This is a genomic window from Collinsella intestinalis DSM 13280 (assembly GCF_000156175.1).
GTDB lineage: Bacteria > Actinomycetota > Coriobacteriia > Coriobacteriales > Coriobacteriaceae > Collinsella > Collinsella intestinalis.
In genome coordinates this window covers 1,301,256-1,318,047 of the sequence record NZ_GG692710.1, presented here as the reverse complement: position 1 = coordinate 1,318,047, position 16,792 = coordinate 1,301,256, and the positions used below count along the sequence as shown (strand labels likewise).

Sequence of the window (16,792 nt, the reverse complement as noted above, 5' to 3'; positions counted from 1 at the left end):
ATCGGGGCCTCTATGCGCGAAAGATAAAACAGCGTGCCCTCTTCGCGCATCCCGCGACGATGCGATTGCTACATTCCCCGCCCGTGGTACAATGCAGCACGCGGGTCATTAGCTCAGCTGGCAGAGCAGGGGACTTTTAATCCCAAGGCCCAGGGTTCGAACCCCTGATGACCCACCCTTCAACATGAACGCGAGGAGCCATATGCCCCTCGCGTTTTTGTTTTACGAGCATGGGTTCGAACCCCGTTGGGGGTGCGAAGCTGAGGAAACGCGCAGCGTTTTCCAGCAAAGCCCGCAAGGGGCACGGAGGCCCGTGGAAGCGCACGGGCGTTATCCAGCGGGGCCTGCAAAGGATGCGGTCCCGCAGCAAAAGGGGGCCAGTGCGGCCACCGGCCTGCAAGTGGATGAGGTTTTTCGTACTCATATTGTGATTCATCGAGTAGGCAAGTTTTCGACCATCTTGCGACCTGCGCTTTTTGCGCTGCCTCATACGCGTCTACTCGGCACAACCGGTTTTTAATACGAAAAACCTCAACTTCGTTACAGCCGACCCAAATCATCCCGCAAGACAGGCCAACCAAAAGCCCCAGCCCTGGCCAAATCCGCCGGGCAGCGCACCCAGTCTGCATCTCACGCAGCTGAACCTCGCATAAAAAAGGCCGCCGACTCTCATCGGCGGCCAAAAAGCCTATTCCCAGGTCCACTGACCGTTCACGAAGATCGGAACCTCTTCGCCATCGACCGTGATACCCGTTATGTCCAGGTCGTCGGCACCGATCATAAAGTCGACGTGCGCGGCGCTCTTGTTCAGGCCGCGGCGACGCAACTCCTCGGCAGACAGGTCGCAGCCACCCTCGTAGCACTCGGGGAAAGCGGATCCAAGCGCCAGGTGACAACTCGCGTTCTCGTCGTACAGCGTGTCGTAGAACAGAATGCCCGTCTCGCGGATCGGCGTGTTCTTCGAGATCAGCGCAACCTCACCCAGGCGACGCGCGCCCTCGTCGGTCTCAAGAATGCTCTCAAGCGTATCGCGGCCAACCTCGGCATCGAACTCCACAACGCTGCCGCTCTCAAAACGCAGCCAGAAGCGGTCAATCTTGTTGCCGTGGCGCACGAGCGGCAGGGCCGAATACACGATGCCGTCCACACGATCGCAATCCGGCGAGGTAAACACCTCCTCCGTGGGGATGTTCGGCGAGAACTCGCGCCCCTCGGGCGTCATGCTCGAGCCGCCCTCCCACACATGGCGATCGGTCATACCAACCCACAGATCGGTGCCGTTGGCCGAGGTGTAATGCAAACGATCGAAGTGGCGGTCGTTCAACAGACGCAAGTTCTTCTCGAACGTGGCGTCGTGCAGCTCCCATGCGGACTCGGGATCATCGCCGTCCGCGCGGGCAACGGAGAGGATCGCGCACCACAGACGGTACGCGGCGACCTCGTCCTCAACGCCCGGATACACGCGGCGGGCCCAAGCGACCACCGGAGCGCCGGCAATACACCACGGGTTGATGTTGAAATCCATGCCACGGCGATATGCCTTGCACTGGGTGTTGCGCGCCTTGGAGGCAGCCGCGGGCTTGGCCGGATCGATGCCCTTGAGGGCCTCGGGGTCCGCACCCTCGACAAAGATGAAGCACGCACCGCCCTCGGCAAGCGAATCGAGCTGCTCGCGCTGCCAGGAAGGAACCGTTTCGAACCAGGAAGCCTCGACGTTCTCATACGTCAAACGCGCAATCTCGTCGTCGCTCCAAATCACAGTCACGTGGCCGGCGCCGGCGGCATACGCACGTGCCACCAGCGTACGCACGAACGGCGCAACCTCGACCGGAGCCTGGATGACAACCTCCTGCCCCGCCTCAACGTTCACGCCCTTGCGAACGATCAGGTCGGCATAGCGCTCGATCTTGGGCTGCAGCTTGAGCATGCCGGCGCGGGCATCCTCCACGGTAAGTTCGGCCTTGAACATATGCTACTTGCCCTGCTTCTTGTCCTTGGGCGCCATGGAGCGGGCAATGACGTCGTCGAGCTTGGCGGCGGTCATGCCAGCGGCCTTATCGCGGCAGGCGTTGCGGATCGGGCGAATCTTGATGAAGTCGAAGATAAAGGCGACGATGATCGCAGCGTAGGCGGCCACAATCAGGGCAAACTGCGCGGCCTGGGCGCCCTTGTCGGCCATGCCATCCTGGCCGAGAACGGCCAGAAGCACCCAGGTGCCGATAAGCGCCAGGATGCCGATGACAAGCAGGACCCACCAGATGCGGCGATACCGCGAATAATCCTCGTCCTCCTTCATGAGCTGGCTGGACGCGGTGTAAATGCGGTCCTCCTCACGGCGCAACTCGGCCTTGCGGGCCTTCTTCTCCTCCTTGGACAGGTTGGAGAGGTCCTCGCCGCGCTCGGCGGCGGCGCGCTTGGCCTTAGCGGTTGCCGGGACCACGCGGACCGAACCGCCCGCGGGACGGGCGGGCTTGGCGGAAGAGGTCGACTTGCGGGCCATGCCGGAGCCGGACGCGCCCTGCAATTTCTCCTGATTACGCTTGTTGTTTGCGCTTCTGGTACTCACTCAATCGCTCCTTCTTGGATGCCATGGGCAAAAATGTGCTGCCAGTAATAATCTCATATGCATCGCGATACCGTGCCGATGTTCTCTCAATAACCTCAGACGGCAGGCGCGGCGGCTCGCCCGTGAAATCCCAATTGTCCTTGAGCCAATCGCGCACGTACTGCTTATCATAGCCGGGCTGAACCTTGCCCTCCTCATAGGAGGCGGCATCCCAGAATCGACTGGAATCGGGGGTGAGGCACTCGTCGATCAGCGTGACACGGCCGTCGATGATGCCGAATTCGAACTTGGTGTCCGCGATAATGATGCCTCTCGTCCGGGCATAGCGCGCGGCCTCCGTGTACAGGCTGATCGACAGATCTCGAATCTGGCTTGCCAAGTCCTCGCCGATGAGCTCGACACACCTCTCATAGGAGATGTTCTCATCATGATCTCCCACGTCGGCTTTGGTAGACGGGGTGAACAGGGGCTCGGGCAGCGGTGAGGCCTCAACCAGGCCGGCCGGTAGCGCAATGCCGTCGACCTCCCCCGTCGCATCATACGCTTCCTTGATCGACCCGGTGAGATAGCCGCGGACCACGCACTCGATCTTGATGGGTTCGGCCTTGCGCACCAGCATCGCGCGACCGGAAAGATACTCCTCATAGGGCAAGAACTCCGCGGGAAAGTCGCGCGGATCCATGGACACCAGATGGTTCGGCACGACATCGGCGAGCTTCTCGAACCAGAATGCCGAGATGCGACTCAGAACCTCCCCTTTATAGGGGATCTCGTCGGGCAGGATGTAATCGAATGCCGAAATGCGGTCCGAAGCGACCATAAGCAACGAATCGCCCGCATCGTAGATGTCGCGAACCTTACCCTGGGAATCCGGCCGAAGCTCCATTGCTGTCATAAACGCCCTCTCCTTAACGCTGTGATACGACGCCGGGGCCACCCGGCGCCAGCCGTTGCGCCGTGCGGATGGCGCTGAACTCCTCGCTCCCCGCCATCGTGCGCGACTAGCACCTCATTGTAGAAGACTGTTTCTCCTCTTCCTGCTCGCGCGGAAGATGTAACGTAAACGTAGTGCCCTTTTCGAGCTCGGACTCGACGGCGATGAAGCCGTGATGGCGCTCCACGATCGTCTTCGTCACCGCCAGGCCCACGCCCAGGCCGCCGGCCTCGCGAGCGCGGCTCGCATCGGCGCGCCAAAAGCGGCCGAAAATGCGCGCCAGGTCGTCTTTGGCGATGCCGATGCCCGTGTCGGAGACCGAGACCATCACGTGCTTTCGATCCCCATGGACCGACACCACGACCCAACCGTCCTCGGGCGTATAGCGCATCGCGTTGCTCATGAGGTTGATGACACACTGCGTAATCATGTCCGCATCGCAGGTGATCACGGCGGAGCGTCCCTGCATCTCGTCGGCGAAGCGCAAGTGCAGGCCCTTGTTGTGGAAGAGCTGGTGCTGGTTGTTCACGATGGTGCGCGTGAGCTGGACGATGTCGACCTGATCCAGGCGCAGCGGCGCGGCGTGGTTCTCCTGGCGGGAAAGGTCGAGCGTCTGCTGCACCAATCGCGCCAGGCGGCGCGTCTCGGAGGCGACGGTCTCGAGATGCTCGGCATCGGTGGGGTACACGCCATCCTGCATGGCCTCCACCGTTGCTTGCATGGCCATGAGCGGGGTGCGCAGTTCGTGCGCCACGTCAGAGGTGAGGCGGCGCTCGCGCTTGAGGTCGCGCTCAAGGTTGGCCGCCATCTCGTCAAAGGTCTCTCCGAGCTGGTCTATCTCATCGTCACCGCGCATGTTGGTGCGGGCCGAAAGATCGCCCTCGCGGATGCGGCGGGCAGTATCGGTGATGGTGCCCACGGGCTTGGTGAACATGCGCGACACCAAGAAGCCCACGATGACCGATATGGAAATGGCGATGAACGCCGCGAGCCCCATGGCGTTGAAGGTGCGCTCGCGAAATGCCGTATCGGCCTTGGTGAGCAGGGCGTCGCTGCCGAGCACCCATAGGCGGGCATCGCCGATGCGCACGCCATCCGCCGCGATGATGGGGACCGTCACAGCGGACTCGGGATCCGTGGGGGCCGTGGAAACGGGGCTGTGTTCTTTGGCATGGCGCGCTGGCAGGGTGTCGTCGTACAAGATCTTGCCGTTGACATCCATGACCTGCAGGCCAATATCGTCGGACAGGGCGCTGGACTCGGCAATGGCGGCGAGCGACTCACGCTTCCAGCCGCCGTCCGCCCGGTGCGTCTCGGCGATCTTGGCGGCCACCACGTTCGCGATCTCCTCGACGTTCGCACGGGTGTAGTCCGAGAACGCACCGCCCCAGACCACCATGACCACGAAGGCCAAGATCATGACCGTCACCAGCGAGGTCAGGGCGAAGGAGAGCGCCATCCTGCCGCCGTAGCTGATGCCCACCCTCGGCGTGGCGTGCGGCGTGTTCCAGCTCGCGCGGCTCGAGGACTGATCGCCCTCGTACCCGTGTTTTTGCCCGATGACCAAACGCGCCATCTCACCCTCCTCGTGGTTGGGTCTCAAATGGGGACAGGCACCAATTGCGACACTCGGCGCATCTCGAATCGCACCCGCCCCCGATTAAGGCAGAAGCGCCTCAAATTGTACCTGTCCCCATTTGAGACTGGTCCCCATTTGAGACTACCCGTTAAACGAAAAAACGGGCGCCACGACCATTCGCGGCGCCCGTCTGCAGACGTGTTACTTGTCGGCCTTGTCCGACTGCGCGGGAGCCTCGAAACGATAGCCCACGCCGTGGACGGTGTAGAGCCACTTGGGCTTCTTGGGATCGTCGCCCAGCTTGGCGCGCAGATTCTTGACGTGACTGTCAATCGTGCGCTCGTAACCCTCGAAGTCGTAACCGAGGACCTTCTCCACCAGCTCCATACGGTTGTACACGCGACCCGGATGACGGGCGAGCGTGGTGAGGAGCTTGAACTCGGAGGCGGTGAGGTCGACCTCTTTGCCCTCGACCAGGATCTTGTGGCCGGAGATATCGATCACCAGGTCGCCGAAGTCGAGCACCTCGACCTGAGGCTCATCGGCCTGATGGGCGCGACGGAACAGCGCGCGCACGCGAGCAACGAGCTCACGCGGGGAGAACGGCTTGATGAGGTAGTCGTCGGCACCGAGCTCGAGACCGATGATGCGGTCCTCGACCTCGCCCTTTGCAGTGAGCATGATGATCGGCACATCCGAGGTATCGCGAATGGCGCGGCAGACGCGCTCGCCGGAAAGCTTGGGGAGCATAAGGTCGAGAACGATCAGGTCGAACTGATGCTTCTCGAACTCCTCGACAGCGGACTGGCCGTCGCCAACGCCCACGACCCAGTAACCCTCGCGCTCGAGGTAAGCGGCCACCGCGTCGCGAATGGCCTTCTCGTCTTCAACCAACAAAATCTTACGTGCATCTGAAGCCATGGGCGGCCTCCTCGTCTCGTGATCAAGCGTCATTACATTTTAACGCACAAGCGCGACGCATATCTTAGATGGAGTATGCCCAATATGCCGGACGCTCAATCAAGCGCCCGGAATCTGGTACGGCATCCCGCACTATGCCAGCGGGAACACCCTGACCTGCACAGCGGCGGGCAGGCCGTTATCGCCGCGGACCGTTGCGAACGTCACAAAACGATCGGTCTCGCCCTCGCTCGCGGGGTAATCGCCGTAGTCGGTGGCTTTGTCGGGCGCAGGCAAGATCGCATAGGTCTTTGCCTCGGTGTCCACCACAAAATGCGACGACCGCGCCTTGATGAGGTAGCGGCTGCCTTTCCCCGCCGCGCAGGCGAGGGGTTCGCGACTCAGGTACACGAACGGACCGCCCTCGCAACCGATGAACGTGCCCATGTTACCCAAGCCTCCGCCGTACCCATAGTTCGCCTCAACAGAGAACGCGAACGTCCCGTTCATGTACACGGCTTCAAACGGGCTCACGTTTTGCGGCATGACGAGCTGATCGACCATTTTGCCGCCGTCGAGGTCGAGCGCGGTTATCCCGTAGAACGTGCCCTCCTCGGTGTTCACACGCGGCGCGATGGTGAGGTACCCCCCGCTCACGCGCGGCCATGTGGCAAAGCGACCCGGACTCTCGTAAAGGTCCTTGGCCTTGGCATCGCCGAACGCCCAGCTATAGCAATGAGAGAACTCCGCACGCTTGGAACCGGCGGCAAGCGGCATCTTCTGCCATATGACATTCCCGCCGGCCACCGTGAAACGCGCGGGCTCCCAATCGGCGTTGCCATGGTCGAGCTCGACCGCCTCGCCCGCAAGCGCACCGTTTTGCAGCTCCTGGGCGAGAAGCACCCACGACGCCTCTGCGTAGTTCATCTCGATCCACGCATAAACCGTCTCGCTGCATCGAACGTCGTGGAAGCCGCATGCACCACCCTTGATGGGTTGCGGAATCAGCGTGGTTCGCGCGCCCGACGCCAGGGAGATGATACCGAGCGTGTTTACCGAACGAGCGCTGGAGGGCGCCTCGAGCAGCGCGGCCCATGCACCCTCAGAGTGAAACGGCACCGTGCCGAGGGGCAGGTCCCAGGCAGACTGGACGGCGATCGGATTGTCGACGCTCTTAAATTCCTCGGTAACGTTCACAATCTTAGAGTCGTCCGTGATGACCTGAGGCTCGCCGCTTACTTGCTGCTCATCCCCCTTCGAGCCGCAGCCCGCGAGAGAAACAGCCCCAAGTGCCGCCGTAGCCGCGGCCGCACCCTTGAATAGAGAGCGGCGAGAGAAACCGCCGCCGACCTTACAACCGGCGGCAGGGCCCTGGTTCAACTTTTCGCGATGTTTACTGCTCATATGGGATTCCTCGTATAACGCGCTGTCGAACTGTCGCGTCAGCGCCGCATGGGCGGTTGGGACGGCGCCTCATCGCCCGTCGATTCGCGGCGCATGGCCCGCCGCAGCTACTCGGCGATCCGGGCCTGAGCCTCGCGCAGGGCGCGGGTCATCTGATCGGCACAGGAGGTCTTGCGCGGGCCGCACGTATTGCCCTCGAGCATCTCGACGACACGGTCGACCGGCTGACCGGCCACCAGTTTGCCAATCGCCTTGAGGTTGCCGTTGCAGCCGCCCTCAAACGAAACGTTCTCAATGGTCTGGCCGTCCTCGGACAGTTCCACGTGGATCATGCGGGCGCAAACGCCGCGCGGCTTGAAATCGAGCTTGGTCATGGTCATGCCCCTCACTATCGGTCTTTCTGCTGGAAAAGTATGCCATACCCATATGTGCAGTTTGGGGATGCGCCATCCCCGTCCAGCCCCGCGACAATACCTATGCCCGCTGCGAAATTGCCTATGGATGTCCGCCTTTTACGTGAATCAAACGGCAGACATCCATAGGCAATCCCCGTGTGGCACCGCAATCGCCTTGCGATGCGTGCTACCTCGCCCGGAGCGCACGGACCGCAGTCGCCGCACAGAAAAAGGGCGAGCCCAAAGGCCCGCCCTTTCTTGGTGCTCAATAGCAGCCTTCCGAAATTACTCGGCGGCTTCGAACAGGAACGGCGTGGTCCAGCCGTCCGGCACGGCACCCTGCTGGCCGTCGCCAAGATCCTGCTTGGTCCAACCCTCAGGGATGCCGCCCTCGCCCTCCCAGGCACCGACCTGGTGGCAGCCGGCACAGGTGAAGACGCTCTGGTCATGCATGCGGTGGCAGGAATTGCACTGCTGCACGCCGTGGAAGTCGCTGTGCGGGTCGAAGGCAAGGTCCTTGGTGGAGGACTCGCTCGCACCGGGCATGATGCCGGCGCCCGCGTGGCAACCGCTCTGCAGGCAGAACTCGTTGGTGTAGGTCACCTTGGCGAGCGGGGTCTCGTGGTTGCCCGTGAGCTGGGACTGAGCCATGCGCACGGAGGTGCCGAGCGTGTTCTCGTGGCAGTCCAGGCACTTGCCGTTCACAACACCCTTGTGGGCGAACGCCAGGGAATCAGTCTGATTCTCGAACGTGTCGTAGTACTTGCCCATGGTGCTGTGGCACAGGGCGTCGCAGTAGCCGGGGGTGGCGCGCCAAGCCCAGCCGGCGACACCGAGAACCGTCACGGCCACGACGGCAGCGATCACGATGGGAAGGCGCTTGCCCTTCCAGTCGCGCTTCTTCTTGGGAGTCTCGGACGCGGTCTCGGCCACGTTCGTCTCCTTGGTCTCATCAGCCATAGTTGCTCCTCTACCTCAAGCGACTTAAGCGGACAGCGCCGGGTTGTCGCCGCAGTACTTCTCGAGAATGTGGTCGTAAGTGCGGGTGCGCTTGTCGAAGGCAACGCCACCCTCGGTGAGCAGACCGCGGGACTCGAGGTCCTCGGCGACGTCGTCCATACCGAGGTCCTTCAGGCACTCCTTGGTCGGGCAGCCGAGCTTCTCGTCCCAACCGAAGCGCTTGTAGAGCATGGTAAGGGCCTTCTTCCAGTCCTTACGCTCCATCTTGTCGGTGCCGGGGGTGAAGGGCTCGATCTCGGGATCCTTCTCGAAGACCCACTCGGTGATGACGTCGTGGACGCCGCGCAGGTCGTTGCAACCCACGTTGCCGTCCTTGTCCTTCATGCCGCGGACCGTGTTGGCGCGCTGGAGGGTCATAATGCGCTCGCCGGCCTTGTACAGGTCGTCGATGGTGACCTTCTGGCCGGTGACGGCGGTGTAGAACTGGGCCTCGAGGTCCAGGTCGCCGCGGTAGTTGCGCTCCTTGGCGGGGGCCATGGCCATCGGCCACACCCAGTTGCACAGGACCAGGGAGTCATGCAGGACGTCGGTCACGATGCTCCACCAGGCGAACTCGGCCTTGGCCTCGTTCATCTCGGTGTAATCCTTGACCGGGTCGATGGCGCCCTTGCCCCACATCTCGGTGGCCATCTCTTCCTTGAGCTCGTACGGCAAACCGCAGCCGTGGAAGTTGACGGCGGAGTGGATCATGTCGTCGCGGTTGAACATCATGTTGTACAGGCCGCCGACCTGACCGAAGGTCTCGATGGAGTGGTGGACCGGCCAACCGCGGTAGTTGATCAGCGCGGACTTGGCGTTGTCGAACCAATCCATGCAATCCCACTCCTTGGCCCACACGATGGGACCATGGCCGAGCAGGGAGATCGGCTTGTTCTCAACATCGTTTGAGGCAATGTCGAGCAGGATCTTGACGAAGCTCGAGGGATCCTGGCCGTGGATGATGGCGTCGAAGTTGTACTCGGCCATCTGCTCGGCCGGAACGTGCTTGTCCAGGATGCCGGCGGAGTAGGTGTAAGCCAGGTCGCGGTAGAGCTGGGCGTAGTTGCACCACAGACCCAGATCGTCGACGGTGGCGGAAATGAGCATGTTGTAGCTCACGGAGAGGTCGGACAGCGTCTTGCCGTCCTCCTCGAAGATGCCCTCGGCCTTGAGGAAGGACTGCATGTAGGCAGAGAACGGGAAGCCGGGGACGCAGGTGTTGCCCTGGGACTCGTAGCCGGTCTTCTCCTGCACGTAGGGCACGTGGACCTGAGCGTAGCAGCGCACGGGGCAGCCGTGGCAGCCGGCCATCTTGACCGTGTACTTCTCAGCAGCGGGGCCCATGTCCTTGGTGGACTTCATGCAGCGATAGCCCATGGTGTTGAGCTCGAACGGCTTGGGCTCGCCGGTCTCGATGGGGCCGCCCTCGGCAGCAGCCCAGTAGAGGCCCTTGCGAGCGGTCCAACGGGAACCGGCGTCGTAGTACTCGGCCCAGGACTGCTGGGTGCTCGGCACGACGTGGTTGTTGTTGGAGCCAATGACCTGGGAGATCATGTAGTCGGACAGGTCGGCGACCATCTGCGGGTCGGCGACGTGGCAGGCCTTGGTGCCGCGGACGACGACGGCCTTGAGGTTCTTGGAGCCGAGGACGGCACCCAGGCCGGCGCCGGCGGAGTGGGAACGGGTGTTCATCACGCAGGCGTAGGGCAGCAGGTTCTCACCGGCGAGGCCGATGGCGGCCACGCAGCACTCGGCACCGTGCTTCTTGCACAGGGCCTCGGTGGTCTCGCGGGTGCCCTTGCCCCACAGGGCGGAGGCGTCCTCGATGCTGATCTTGTCGTCATCGATGAAGATGTAGCAGGGCTTGTCGGCCTTGCCCTCGATAATCAGGCCGTCGTGGCCGGAGTACTTGAGCATAGCGCCGAGCTGGCCGCCGCAGTGCATGTCGACCACGAGGTGGTCGGTGGTGAAGGTGGACAGGGACGCCCAGGTGGAGCGACCCGCCAGCGGCACGCCGGAACCGGTCAGAGGACCGACGGCGAGAACGACCTTGTTCTCCTCGTCCATCCAATCGACCTCGGGGCCGACCTCGTCGTACATGATCTTGTTCGCGAAGCCCATGCCACCGATGTAGTCCTTCTGCATCTCGACATCGGACTCTTCGGTGATATCTCCGCTCGTGAGGTTGACGCGGGCGATCCAGCCAGCCCAACCGTAAGAGGTTTCAGCCATTGCGCTTCTCCTTTACTGGGCGCTCTTGCCGCCGCCGACGAAGTCCTGGACTTCGCTGACGTAGGGCCACTTGATCTCGGAACGGGTGGGGCCGGAGGAGTGGTTAACGTTCTCCCACTTGATGAGCTCGAGAGCGCCGTTGGGGCACTGCTCGGCGCAGCGGCCGCAGGCAACGCACTTGGTGGACTTGTGCGTCTCGGTGTTGACCACGGGCATGTGCCACGGGCAGGCGGCGACGCAGGTGCCGCAGCCAACGCACTTCTCGGGGTCGACGGTGCGGGTGCCGTCCTCGAGGGTCACGATGGCAGCGTGCGGGCACGAGGTCTGGCACAGAGCGGTGGTGCACATGTGGCACGCGCGGATCTGCCACTCGCACGAGTAGAACAGACCGTCGCAGGACTCCCAGTCGGAGCCGAACTGCAGGCCGTCATGCACGTGGATACGGGCGGCAGCGGGCTGAGAGGCGCCGTCGTTCTCGAGCGTGCACATCATCTCGCAGCGCTGGCAACCGGTGCAGCGGGCACGATTGACCTTGAGCACGTGGGCCGGGGTCGCATAGTAGTCGACCTCGCCCTTGGAGCTCGTGGGGGCAGCAGCGGCGGTATCCGGGAGCAGCCCCAGCGCCACCATGCCCGCCACGAACGCGCCCGACACCTTCACAAACCCACGACGGGTAAAGAAGGAGTCGAGACGGTCCGCACCGGAGCCAACCTGCTCCATGGCGGTGTTCTCTTTCATAGTTCCCTCCCCAAAAGGCTTCACGGGCGCGCTTGCGCCCATGGAACGTAAAAGCTGCGCGCATGGCGAAAATGCGCACATACAGCCAGGTTCAATTATGCCTGAATAAAACGTTTAAACCCCAGATGCTCATTATTCTATTTGGAGAATAATGCCTTGATTCACAGGGCTTTGGCGGAACGCGCATCCGTCGCAGTGCACACCCGATGGCCACCACGGCGGCCGCACACTCTACTCGATTTCTCCCGCCTCACGCAGCTCCTGGTCGACACGCTCGTCACGCAGGGAGCAATTCTCGGTGAGAAGGCAGTTCGGGCACATGCTTTCACAGCGAACAACCTCGTTAAGCTGAGCGATCTCGTATCCCTTGATACGCAGCAGGTAGTCGCCAATCAGCGCGCGGACGGCCTCCACCGCATAGGTGAGCGTATACTTGCGGCCGTTCGGCAGACCGCCCACCGCCTCCAGGATCTCCTCCTTGGTGATGGCGAGGGCCTCGTCGAACGTCTTCCCGCGCAACATGGTGGCGAGCACCGTGGCACAAGCAATGGCGGCCAGGCAACCGTGGCTGCGGAAACCGACCTCGACAAACGTCTCGGTTTCGGGGTCGATCTCGGCAAACAGCTGCATCTGAACCGTACCGCGCTTCTCCTTGCCAACGCTGCAAAATGCGTTGGCACCGTCTGGGATACCGCCGTTCTTGGCGTCGGCAATCAAATCGAGCGTGCGCTCGGAATACTCGGTGATCGGGGCGTCATTCTCGATCTGATACATATCGGGTGTGCGCAAAAACGGCGTGTCTTCGGTCAGGCGGCGCTTGGCCATGGCGATGGTTCCTTCCTATCGGGTTTCCCTGTCATTATCCCTGTCAACGCGCCTCCGCGAAGGCGGTTTTGTCATGCTGCAAGATCTCGCACGGCATCGCATTCGGACTTTTGGTCGCAATCTGCCACGCTGTCTCACACCGGCAAATTTCGACCATTCCCAAGTGCAAATAACCTAGATTTCGGTCGTAAAATGCCACGCTGCTACAGGGTGGCATTTTACGACCATCCATCCCCGCGGTGAACCATTACGGGTTGCGGAACTTCTCCACCCCGTACCACTCGGCCAGGGCCTTGCCCTGCGCGGGGCTCAGATGGCGCGTGGAATAGAAGAACGACTCATTCAGGCTCGTCGTGGTGATCTCGATATCCGCATATGCCTCGTCGTTCATGGCGCGCTCGAACAGATCGGCAACCTTGGATGCAGGCCACAGGTACGGTTGGTTCAGGAAATCAGAAGCGGCCACCGGGCGCGGATACACGCGCGACTCGGTGCGCACCACGTCGGCAAACGTCGCCAAATCGTCGCCCTCCGCCGTGTTGAACAGCGCATGGGCGAAACTATGCGACATGAGCGGCTTGGAATACAGGTAGATGCCGGATTTGCCGTAGAGGATGACGATGTCCGTCACCTCCGGCTCGGGAAGCGGGTCGTCCAAGCCGAGCTCATCGAGCTCGGGGCGATCGTCGTACCCCAAAGGAAGATCCTGCTTTCCCATGGCGGGGGTGTCCTCGGCGTGCGGGCGCTCCTCTATGAACGCAAGGAGTTCCTCGGCAAAAGCGCGGGCATCGGTTCCCGCAGGGGCGAATGCACACTTGATCCAACGATCGGACGTGGTTAATTTGCCATCACGCGAGCGGCGTCGCAGATCGGAAAGGGCCTGATCGGCCGCAATCAACCAGTCGTTGCGAGCATGGATCCGAGCGACCTCTTCAGGGGCTCGAGCCGCCTCCGCATCTTCAGCAACAGCCGAAACGTCAGATGTAGCAGAAGTACCAACCGCAGCAGAAGTACCACCTACAGCGGAAGAACCGGTCGCAGCGGGCGTACCGGACGCGGCAGGGCCGCCCTTCTCCCCCACCGCAATGGGTGCATCAGTCGGCGACATCTCCTCGGATGCCCTCATTTCAATCTCATCGCTCATGCATTACCTCAACTTATCAGCCCCGAACGCAAAAAGGACGGGGTCAATCCGTACGCATGCCAGTTTACCAGCATGCATGCAGATAGACCCCGTCCCCTCACGAACGATTGACCCCAAAGAAGCCGGACCCAGCCGGCGTGGGACAACCCGATCTCCCAACGCGGCGCCAGCGACGGCGCCTAATCAACCCGGTAAGCCACGAGCGACCTTGGGCGGGCACCACCCGAACAGCGCGCTACTTGGCCGCGCGGTTCGCCGCCTTCTTGCGGTCGGTGGCGTTCAGCAGGCGCTTGCGCATGCGAATATTCTTGGGCGTGACCTCGACGAGCTCGTCGTCGATGATGTACTCCAGGGCCTCCTCCAGGGAGAACGTGCGCGGAGGCACAAGCTGCACGGAGATATCGGCGGTCGAGGAACGCTGATTACCCAGGTTCTTGGTACGCGCGATGTTCACGACCATGTCGCCGGGCTGATTGCGCTCGCCCACGAGCATGCCCTCGTAGCACTCGGTACCGGGCTCGACGAACAACGCACCGCGCTCCTGCAGCGTGCCCAGAGCGTAGGCCACGGCCTTCTCGGTCGTCATGGCGATCATGGCGCCGTTCTTGCGGCCACCGATCTCGCCGGCATACGGACCGTACTCCAGGAAGGTGTGGTAGAACACGCCCTCGCCATGCGTGACGTTCAGAATGCGGTTCTTCAAGCCCATGATGCCGCGAGTCGGGATGCGGAACTCGACGTGCGTGACAGAAGTGCCGGTCTCCATGCTAGTCATGGTGCCACCGGAATTGCCGAAGATCTCAATGACCTTGCCGGCGTACTCGTCCGGGCACTCCACAACAGCCTGCTCGACAGGCTCCTGCAGGTTGCCGTTCTCGTCCTTCTTGAACAGGACGCGCGGACGACCCACCTGGAACTCATAGCCCTCGCGGCGCATGGTCTCCATCAGGACGGAAAGGTGCAGGATGCCGCGACCGCTCACCTCAACGCCGGTCTTGTCCGGCAGCTCCTCGATGCGCATGGTCACGTTGTTCTCGCGCTCGTTGAACAGGCGCTCCTTGAGCTGACGGGCGCCGACGATGTCGCCGTCGCGACCGACGAGCGGAGACGTGGAGGCCTCGAACACGATGGAGAGAGTCGGCGGGTCGATCTCGATGGGATCGAGCTCGACGGGGTTCTCAGGATTGGTGTACACGTCGCCGATATCGGTGTTGTCCACACCCACAACGGCTGCGAGGTCGCCGGCACTGACCTGGGAGCACTCAGTGCGGCCCAGATAGTCGAAGGTGAAGAGCTGCTTCACGGTAGCGGTCTTGCGCTCGCCGTCGTTCTTGACAACGAGAATCTGGTCACCGGTGTGGATGGTGCCGGAATACACGCGGCCGATACCGATGCGACCCACAAAGTTGGAGTGGTCGATGGTGACGCACTGCATGGCAAGCGGGCCGTCGACATCGACCTCGGGAGCCGGCAGATCGTTGACGATCATATCGAGCAGCGGATACATGTCCATGTTGCCATCCTCGGGGTCGAGGCGGGCATAGCCGTTCACGCCAGAGCAGTACACAACATGCTCCATCGCGAACTCAAGCTGCTCATCAGTTGCACCAAGGTCGGCCATCAGGTCGAGGCAGTCGTTGTACGCCTTCTCGGGATCGGCGCCGGGACGGTCGATCTTGTTGATGACGATCATGATGGAAAGACCAGTGTCGATGGCGTGACGCAGCACGAAGCGGGTCTGGGGCATGGGGCCCTCAAAAGCGTCGACGAGCAGCAACGCGCCGTCGGCCATGCGCAGCACGCGCTCGACCTCGCCGCCGAAGTCGGCGTGGCCGGGCGTATCGATGATGTTGATCTTCACGCCGTTGTAGTCGATGGAGATATTCTTAGCCAGAATGGTGATGCCGCGCTCGCGCTCCTGGTCATTGGAGTCGAGCACGCGGTCCTGGACCTCCTGATTGGAGCGGAAGGCGCCAGCGGCGCGCAGCAGCTTGTCGCACAGAGTGGTCTTACCGTGGTCGACGTGAGCGATGATGGCAATGTCTCGAAGGTTGTCTACGCGCATGGGCGTCCCCTATCCATAATTCGGCCTCACGCAAGCCAGTATCGATGAGCGTGATAATTTGTCGGTATACGGGAAATCGTAACGGCGGTATTGTAGCCGTTGTCACTGATACAAACATGCCTCACCAGCGGGTTTGCTGGCACTACACATAATCTGAAGCTATAGAACTACTCTGCAAGATTGGCAAAACGGTTCACCAGAGAGGTAGACAGTGTATCCCGATCCTAAAGAAGGGCGGGTTCCTCGCCAGCGGGCTCGGGGTCGCACCAACGGAAGTCCTCACCCATGCCGGCACCCTCATACAGCACATATGCAGAGTAGCCCATCGACATTCCACGCTGGTAGAAACTCACAATGACGGCATCCTGGAACTCGCAGTCGAGCTCCACTCCGCCTGTATACGCAATCGCATAGCGATCGAGCGGACCGACATGATCAGACTGAATTCCAGCAGCATTGGCCTCGATAAAATGCTGCGCACCCTCGAGACAAGCCTCGGGACCATCCTCAGTAAAGCAGGCCTGATACCGATTGCTGTTTGCATCTTCGGCAATGAGAACCACACCAAGATCCTCGCCATCGGCCAAACTGTTGAGCATGTCGTCGATCAGGTCGCAGACCATGGCATCGAGTTCGGCAGAGACCTCGTCCTGGGAAGCTTCATTGTTGTAGATTTCCTCAGACATGGGATCTCCTATCCGGTTAGGCATATGCCCTCGAGCCAGTGCAAAGGTACATGATAGACCAATACCTCGTTACAACCTATCGACATAGCAAAAGAGGGCCCCGAGGGGACCCCCTTGCGCTCCCGCGCCGAGAAAGCGCGAAAGCCGTCCACCGGTCAGCGGCGCCCTGCTCTCCCACGGGCTGACCCCGCAGTACCATCGGCGCGGTGCGGCTTAGCTTCCGGGTTCGGAATGGGACCGGGCGTGCCCCGCACGCAATGGCCGCTGACCGGTGGGCGGCTTTCATACCCTCCCACCCGGGATCCTCGCGTGCCCTGGAGGGCCC

The 16,792-nt window shown here is 61.9% G+C and carries 14 protein-coding genes, 1 tRNA gene and 1 rRNA gene; 1 reads left to right on the top strand and 15 read right to left on the bottom strand.

Going from position 1 to position 16,792, the window contains the following annotated elements:
* The first annotated feature begins 102 nt into the window (after positions 1-102).
* Positions 103-175, top strand: a tRNA-Lys gene (locus COLINT_RS05965).
* A gap of 513 nt (positions 176-688) precedes the next feature.
* Here the strand turns inward: COLINT_RS05965 and COLINT_RS05955 are convergent.
* From COLINT_RS05955 to rrf, 15 genes are all read right to left on the bottom strand, one after another.
* The gene (locus COLINT_RS05955; protein WP_006723539.1) at positions 689-1,969 is read right to left on the bottom strand and encodes an aminopeptidase; all 1,281 of its coding nucleotides are present in this window, start codon (positions 1,967-1,969) and stop codon (positions 689-691) included.
* 3 nt (positions 1,970-1,972) lie between these two features.
* Entirely contained in the window at positions 1,973-2,566 is a 594-nt protein-coding gene (locus COLINT_RS05950; RefSeq protein WP_039910409.1) for a hypothetical protein, read from the bottom strand.
* Positions 2,535-3,461, bottom strand: a complete 927-nt coding sequence (locus COLINT_RS05945) for a phosphoribosylaminoimidazolesuccinocarboxamide synthase (protein ID WP_211203992.1) — start codon at positions 3,459-3,461, stop codon at positions 2,535-2,537. Before COLINT_RS05945 ends, COLINT_RS05950 begins: the two co-directional genes overlap by 32 nt.
* A gap of 106 nt (positions 3,462-3,567) precedes the next feature.
* Positions 3,568-5,076, bottom strand: a complete 1,509-nt coding sequence (locus COLINT_RS05940; RefSeq protein ID WP_006723536.1) for a sensor histidine kinase — start codon at positions 5,074-5,076, stop codon at positions 3,568-3,570.
* Between the two features lie 204 nt (positions 5,077-5,280).
* A complete protein-coding gene (locus COLINT_RS05935; RefSeq protein ID WP_039910408.1) occupies positions 5,281-6,000 on the bottom strand; it encodes a response regulator transcription factor in 720 nt (239 codons plus the stop codon).
* A gap of 132 nt (positions 6,001-6,132) precedes the next feature.
* On the bottom strand, positions 6,133-7,383 hold the full coding sequence (locus tag COLINT_RS05930) for a hypothetical protein (protein WP_006723534.1): 1,251 nt from the start codon (positions 7,381-7,383) through the stop codon (positions 6,133-6,135).
* 107 nt (positions 7,384-7,490) lie between these two features.
* Positions 7,491-7,757: a TIGR03905 family TSCPD domain-containing protein gene (locus COLINT_RS05925; RefSeq protein ID WP_039910407.1), complete on the bottom strand. Its 267-nt coding sequence runs from the start codon at positions 7,755-7,757 to the stop codon at positions 7,491-7,493.
* Between the two features lie 306 nt (positions 7,758-8,063).
* Positions 8,064-8,738: a cytochrome c3 family protein gene (locus COLINT_RS05920; protein WP_006723532.1), complete on the bottom strand. Its 675-nt coding sequence runs from the start codon at positions 8,736-8,738 to the stop codon at positions 8,064-8,066.
* Between the two features lie 24 nt (positions 8,739-8,762).
* Positions 8,763-11,009, bottom strand: a complete 2,247-nt coding sequence (locus tag COLINT_RS05915; RefSeq protein WP_006723531.1) for an aldehyde ferredoxin oxidoreductase — start codon at positions 11,007-11,009, stop codon at positions 8,763-8,765.
* Positions 11,010-11,021: 12 nt separating this feature from the next.
* Complete coding sequence (locus tag COLINT_RS05910) at positions 11,022-11,747, bottom strand: 4Fe-4S binding protein (protein ID WP_156780337.1); 726 nt, start codon at positions 11,745-11,747, stop codon at positions 11,022-11,024.
* Positions 11,748-11,978: 231 nt separating this feature from the next.
* Complete coding sequence (locus COLINT_RS05905) at positions 11,979-12,572, bottom strand: iron-sulfur cluster scaffold-like protein (protein ID WP_006723529.1); 594 nt, start codon at positions 12,570-12,572, stop codon at positions 11,979-11,981.
* Between the two features lie 247 nt (positions 12,573-12,819).
* On the bottom strand, positions 12,820-13,716 hold the full coding sequence (locus COLINT_RS08185; RefSeq protein ID WP_006723527.1) for a hypothetical protein: 897 nt from the start codon (positions 13,714-13,716) through the stop codon (positions 12,820-12,822).
* A 235-nt stretch (positions 13,717-13,951) separates the two neighbouring features.
* A complete protein-coding gene (typA, locus tag COLINT_RS05895; RefSeq protein WP_006723526.1) occupies positions 13,952-15,781 on the bottom strand; it encodes a translational GTPase TypA in 1,830 nt (609 codons plus the stop codon).
* Between the two features lie 224 nt (positions 15,782-16,005).
* The gene (locus tag COLINT_RS05890) at positions 16,006-16,467 is read right to left on the bottom strand and encodes a hypothetical protein (RefSeq protein WP_006723525.1); all 462 of its coding nucleotides are present in this window, start codon (positions 16,465-16,467) and stop codon (positions 16,006-16,008) included.
* Between the two features lie 153 nt (positions 16,468-16,620).
* Positions 16,621-16,736 (bottom strand): 5S ribosomal RNA (gene rrf, locus COLINT_RS05885).
* Between the last annotated feature and the right edge of the window lie 56 nt (positions 16,737-16,792).

Coding starts and splice junctions, on each gene's coding strand:
- COLINT_RS05955 (WP_006723539.1), bottom strand. CDS start 1,969: ATGTTCAAGGCCGAACTTACCGTGGAGGATGCCCGCGCCGGCATGCTC.
- COLINT_RS05945 (WP_211203992.1), bottom strand. CDS start 3,461: ATGACAGCAATGGAGCTTCGGCCGGATTCCCAGGGTAAGGTTCGCGAC.
- COLINT_RS05940 (WP_006723536.1), bottom strand. CDS start 5,076: ATGGCGCGTTTGGTCATCGGGCAAAAACACGGGTACGAGGGCGATCAG.
- COLINT_RS05935 (WP_039910408.1), bottom strand. CDS start 6,000: ATGGCTTCAGATGCACGTAAGATTTTGTTGGTTGAAGACGAGAAGGCC.
- COLINT_RS05930 (WP_006723534.1), bottom strand. CDS start 7,383: ATGAGCAGTAAACATCGCGAAAAGTTGAACCAGGGCCCTGCCGCCGGT.
- COLINT_RS05925 (WP_039910407.1), bottom strand. CDS start 7,757: ATGACCAAGCTCGATTTCAAGCCGCGCGGCGTTTGCGCCCGCATGATC.
- COLINT_RS05920 (WP_006723532.1), bottom strand. CDS start 8,738: ATGGCTGATGAGACCAAGGAGACGAACGTGGCCGAGACCGCGTCCGAG.
- COLINT_RS05915 (WP_006723531.1), bottom strand. CDS start 11,009: ATGGCTGAAACCTCTTACGGTTGGGCTGGCTGGATCGCCCGCGTCAAC.
- COLINT_RS05910 (WP_156780337.1), bottom strand. CDS start 11,747: ATGAAAGAGAACACCGCCATGGAGCAGGTTGGCTCCGGTGCGGACCGT.
- COLINT_RS05905 (WP_006723529.1), bottom strand. CDS start 12,572: ATGGCCAAGCGCCGCCTGACCGAAGACACGCCGTTTTTGCGCACACCC.
- COLINT_RS08185 (WP_006723527.1), bottom strand. CDS start 13,716: ATGAGCGATGAGATTGAAATGAGGGCATCCGAGGAGATGTCGCCGACT.
- typA (WP_006723526.1), bottom strand. CDS start 15,781: ATGCGCGTAGACAACCTTCGAGACATTGCCATCATCGCTCACGTCGAC.
- COLINT_RS05890 (WP_006723525.1), bottom strand. CDS start 16,467: ATGTCTGAGGAAATCTACAACAATGAAGCTTCCCAGGACGAGGTCTCT.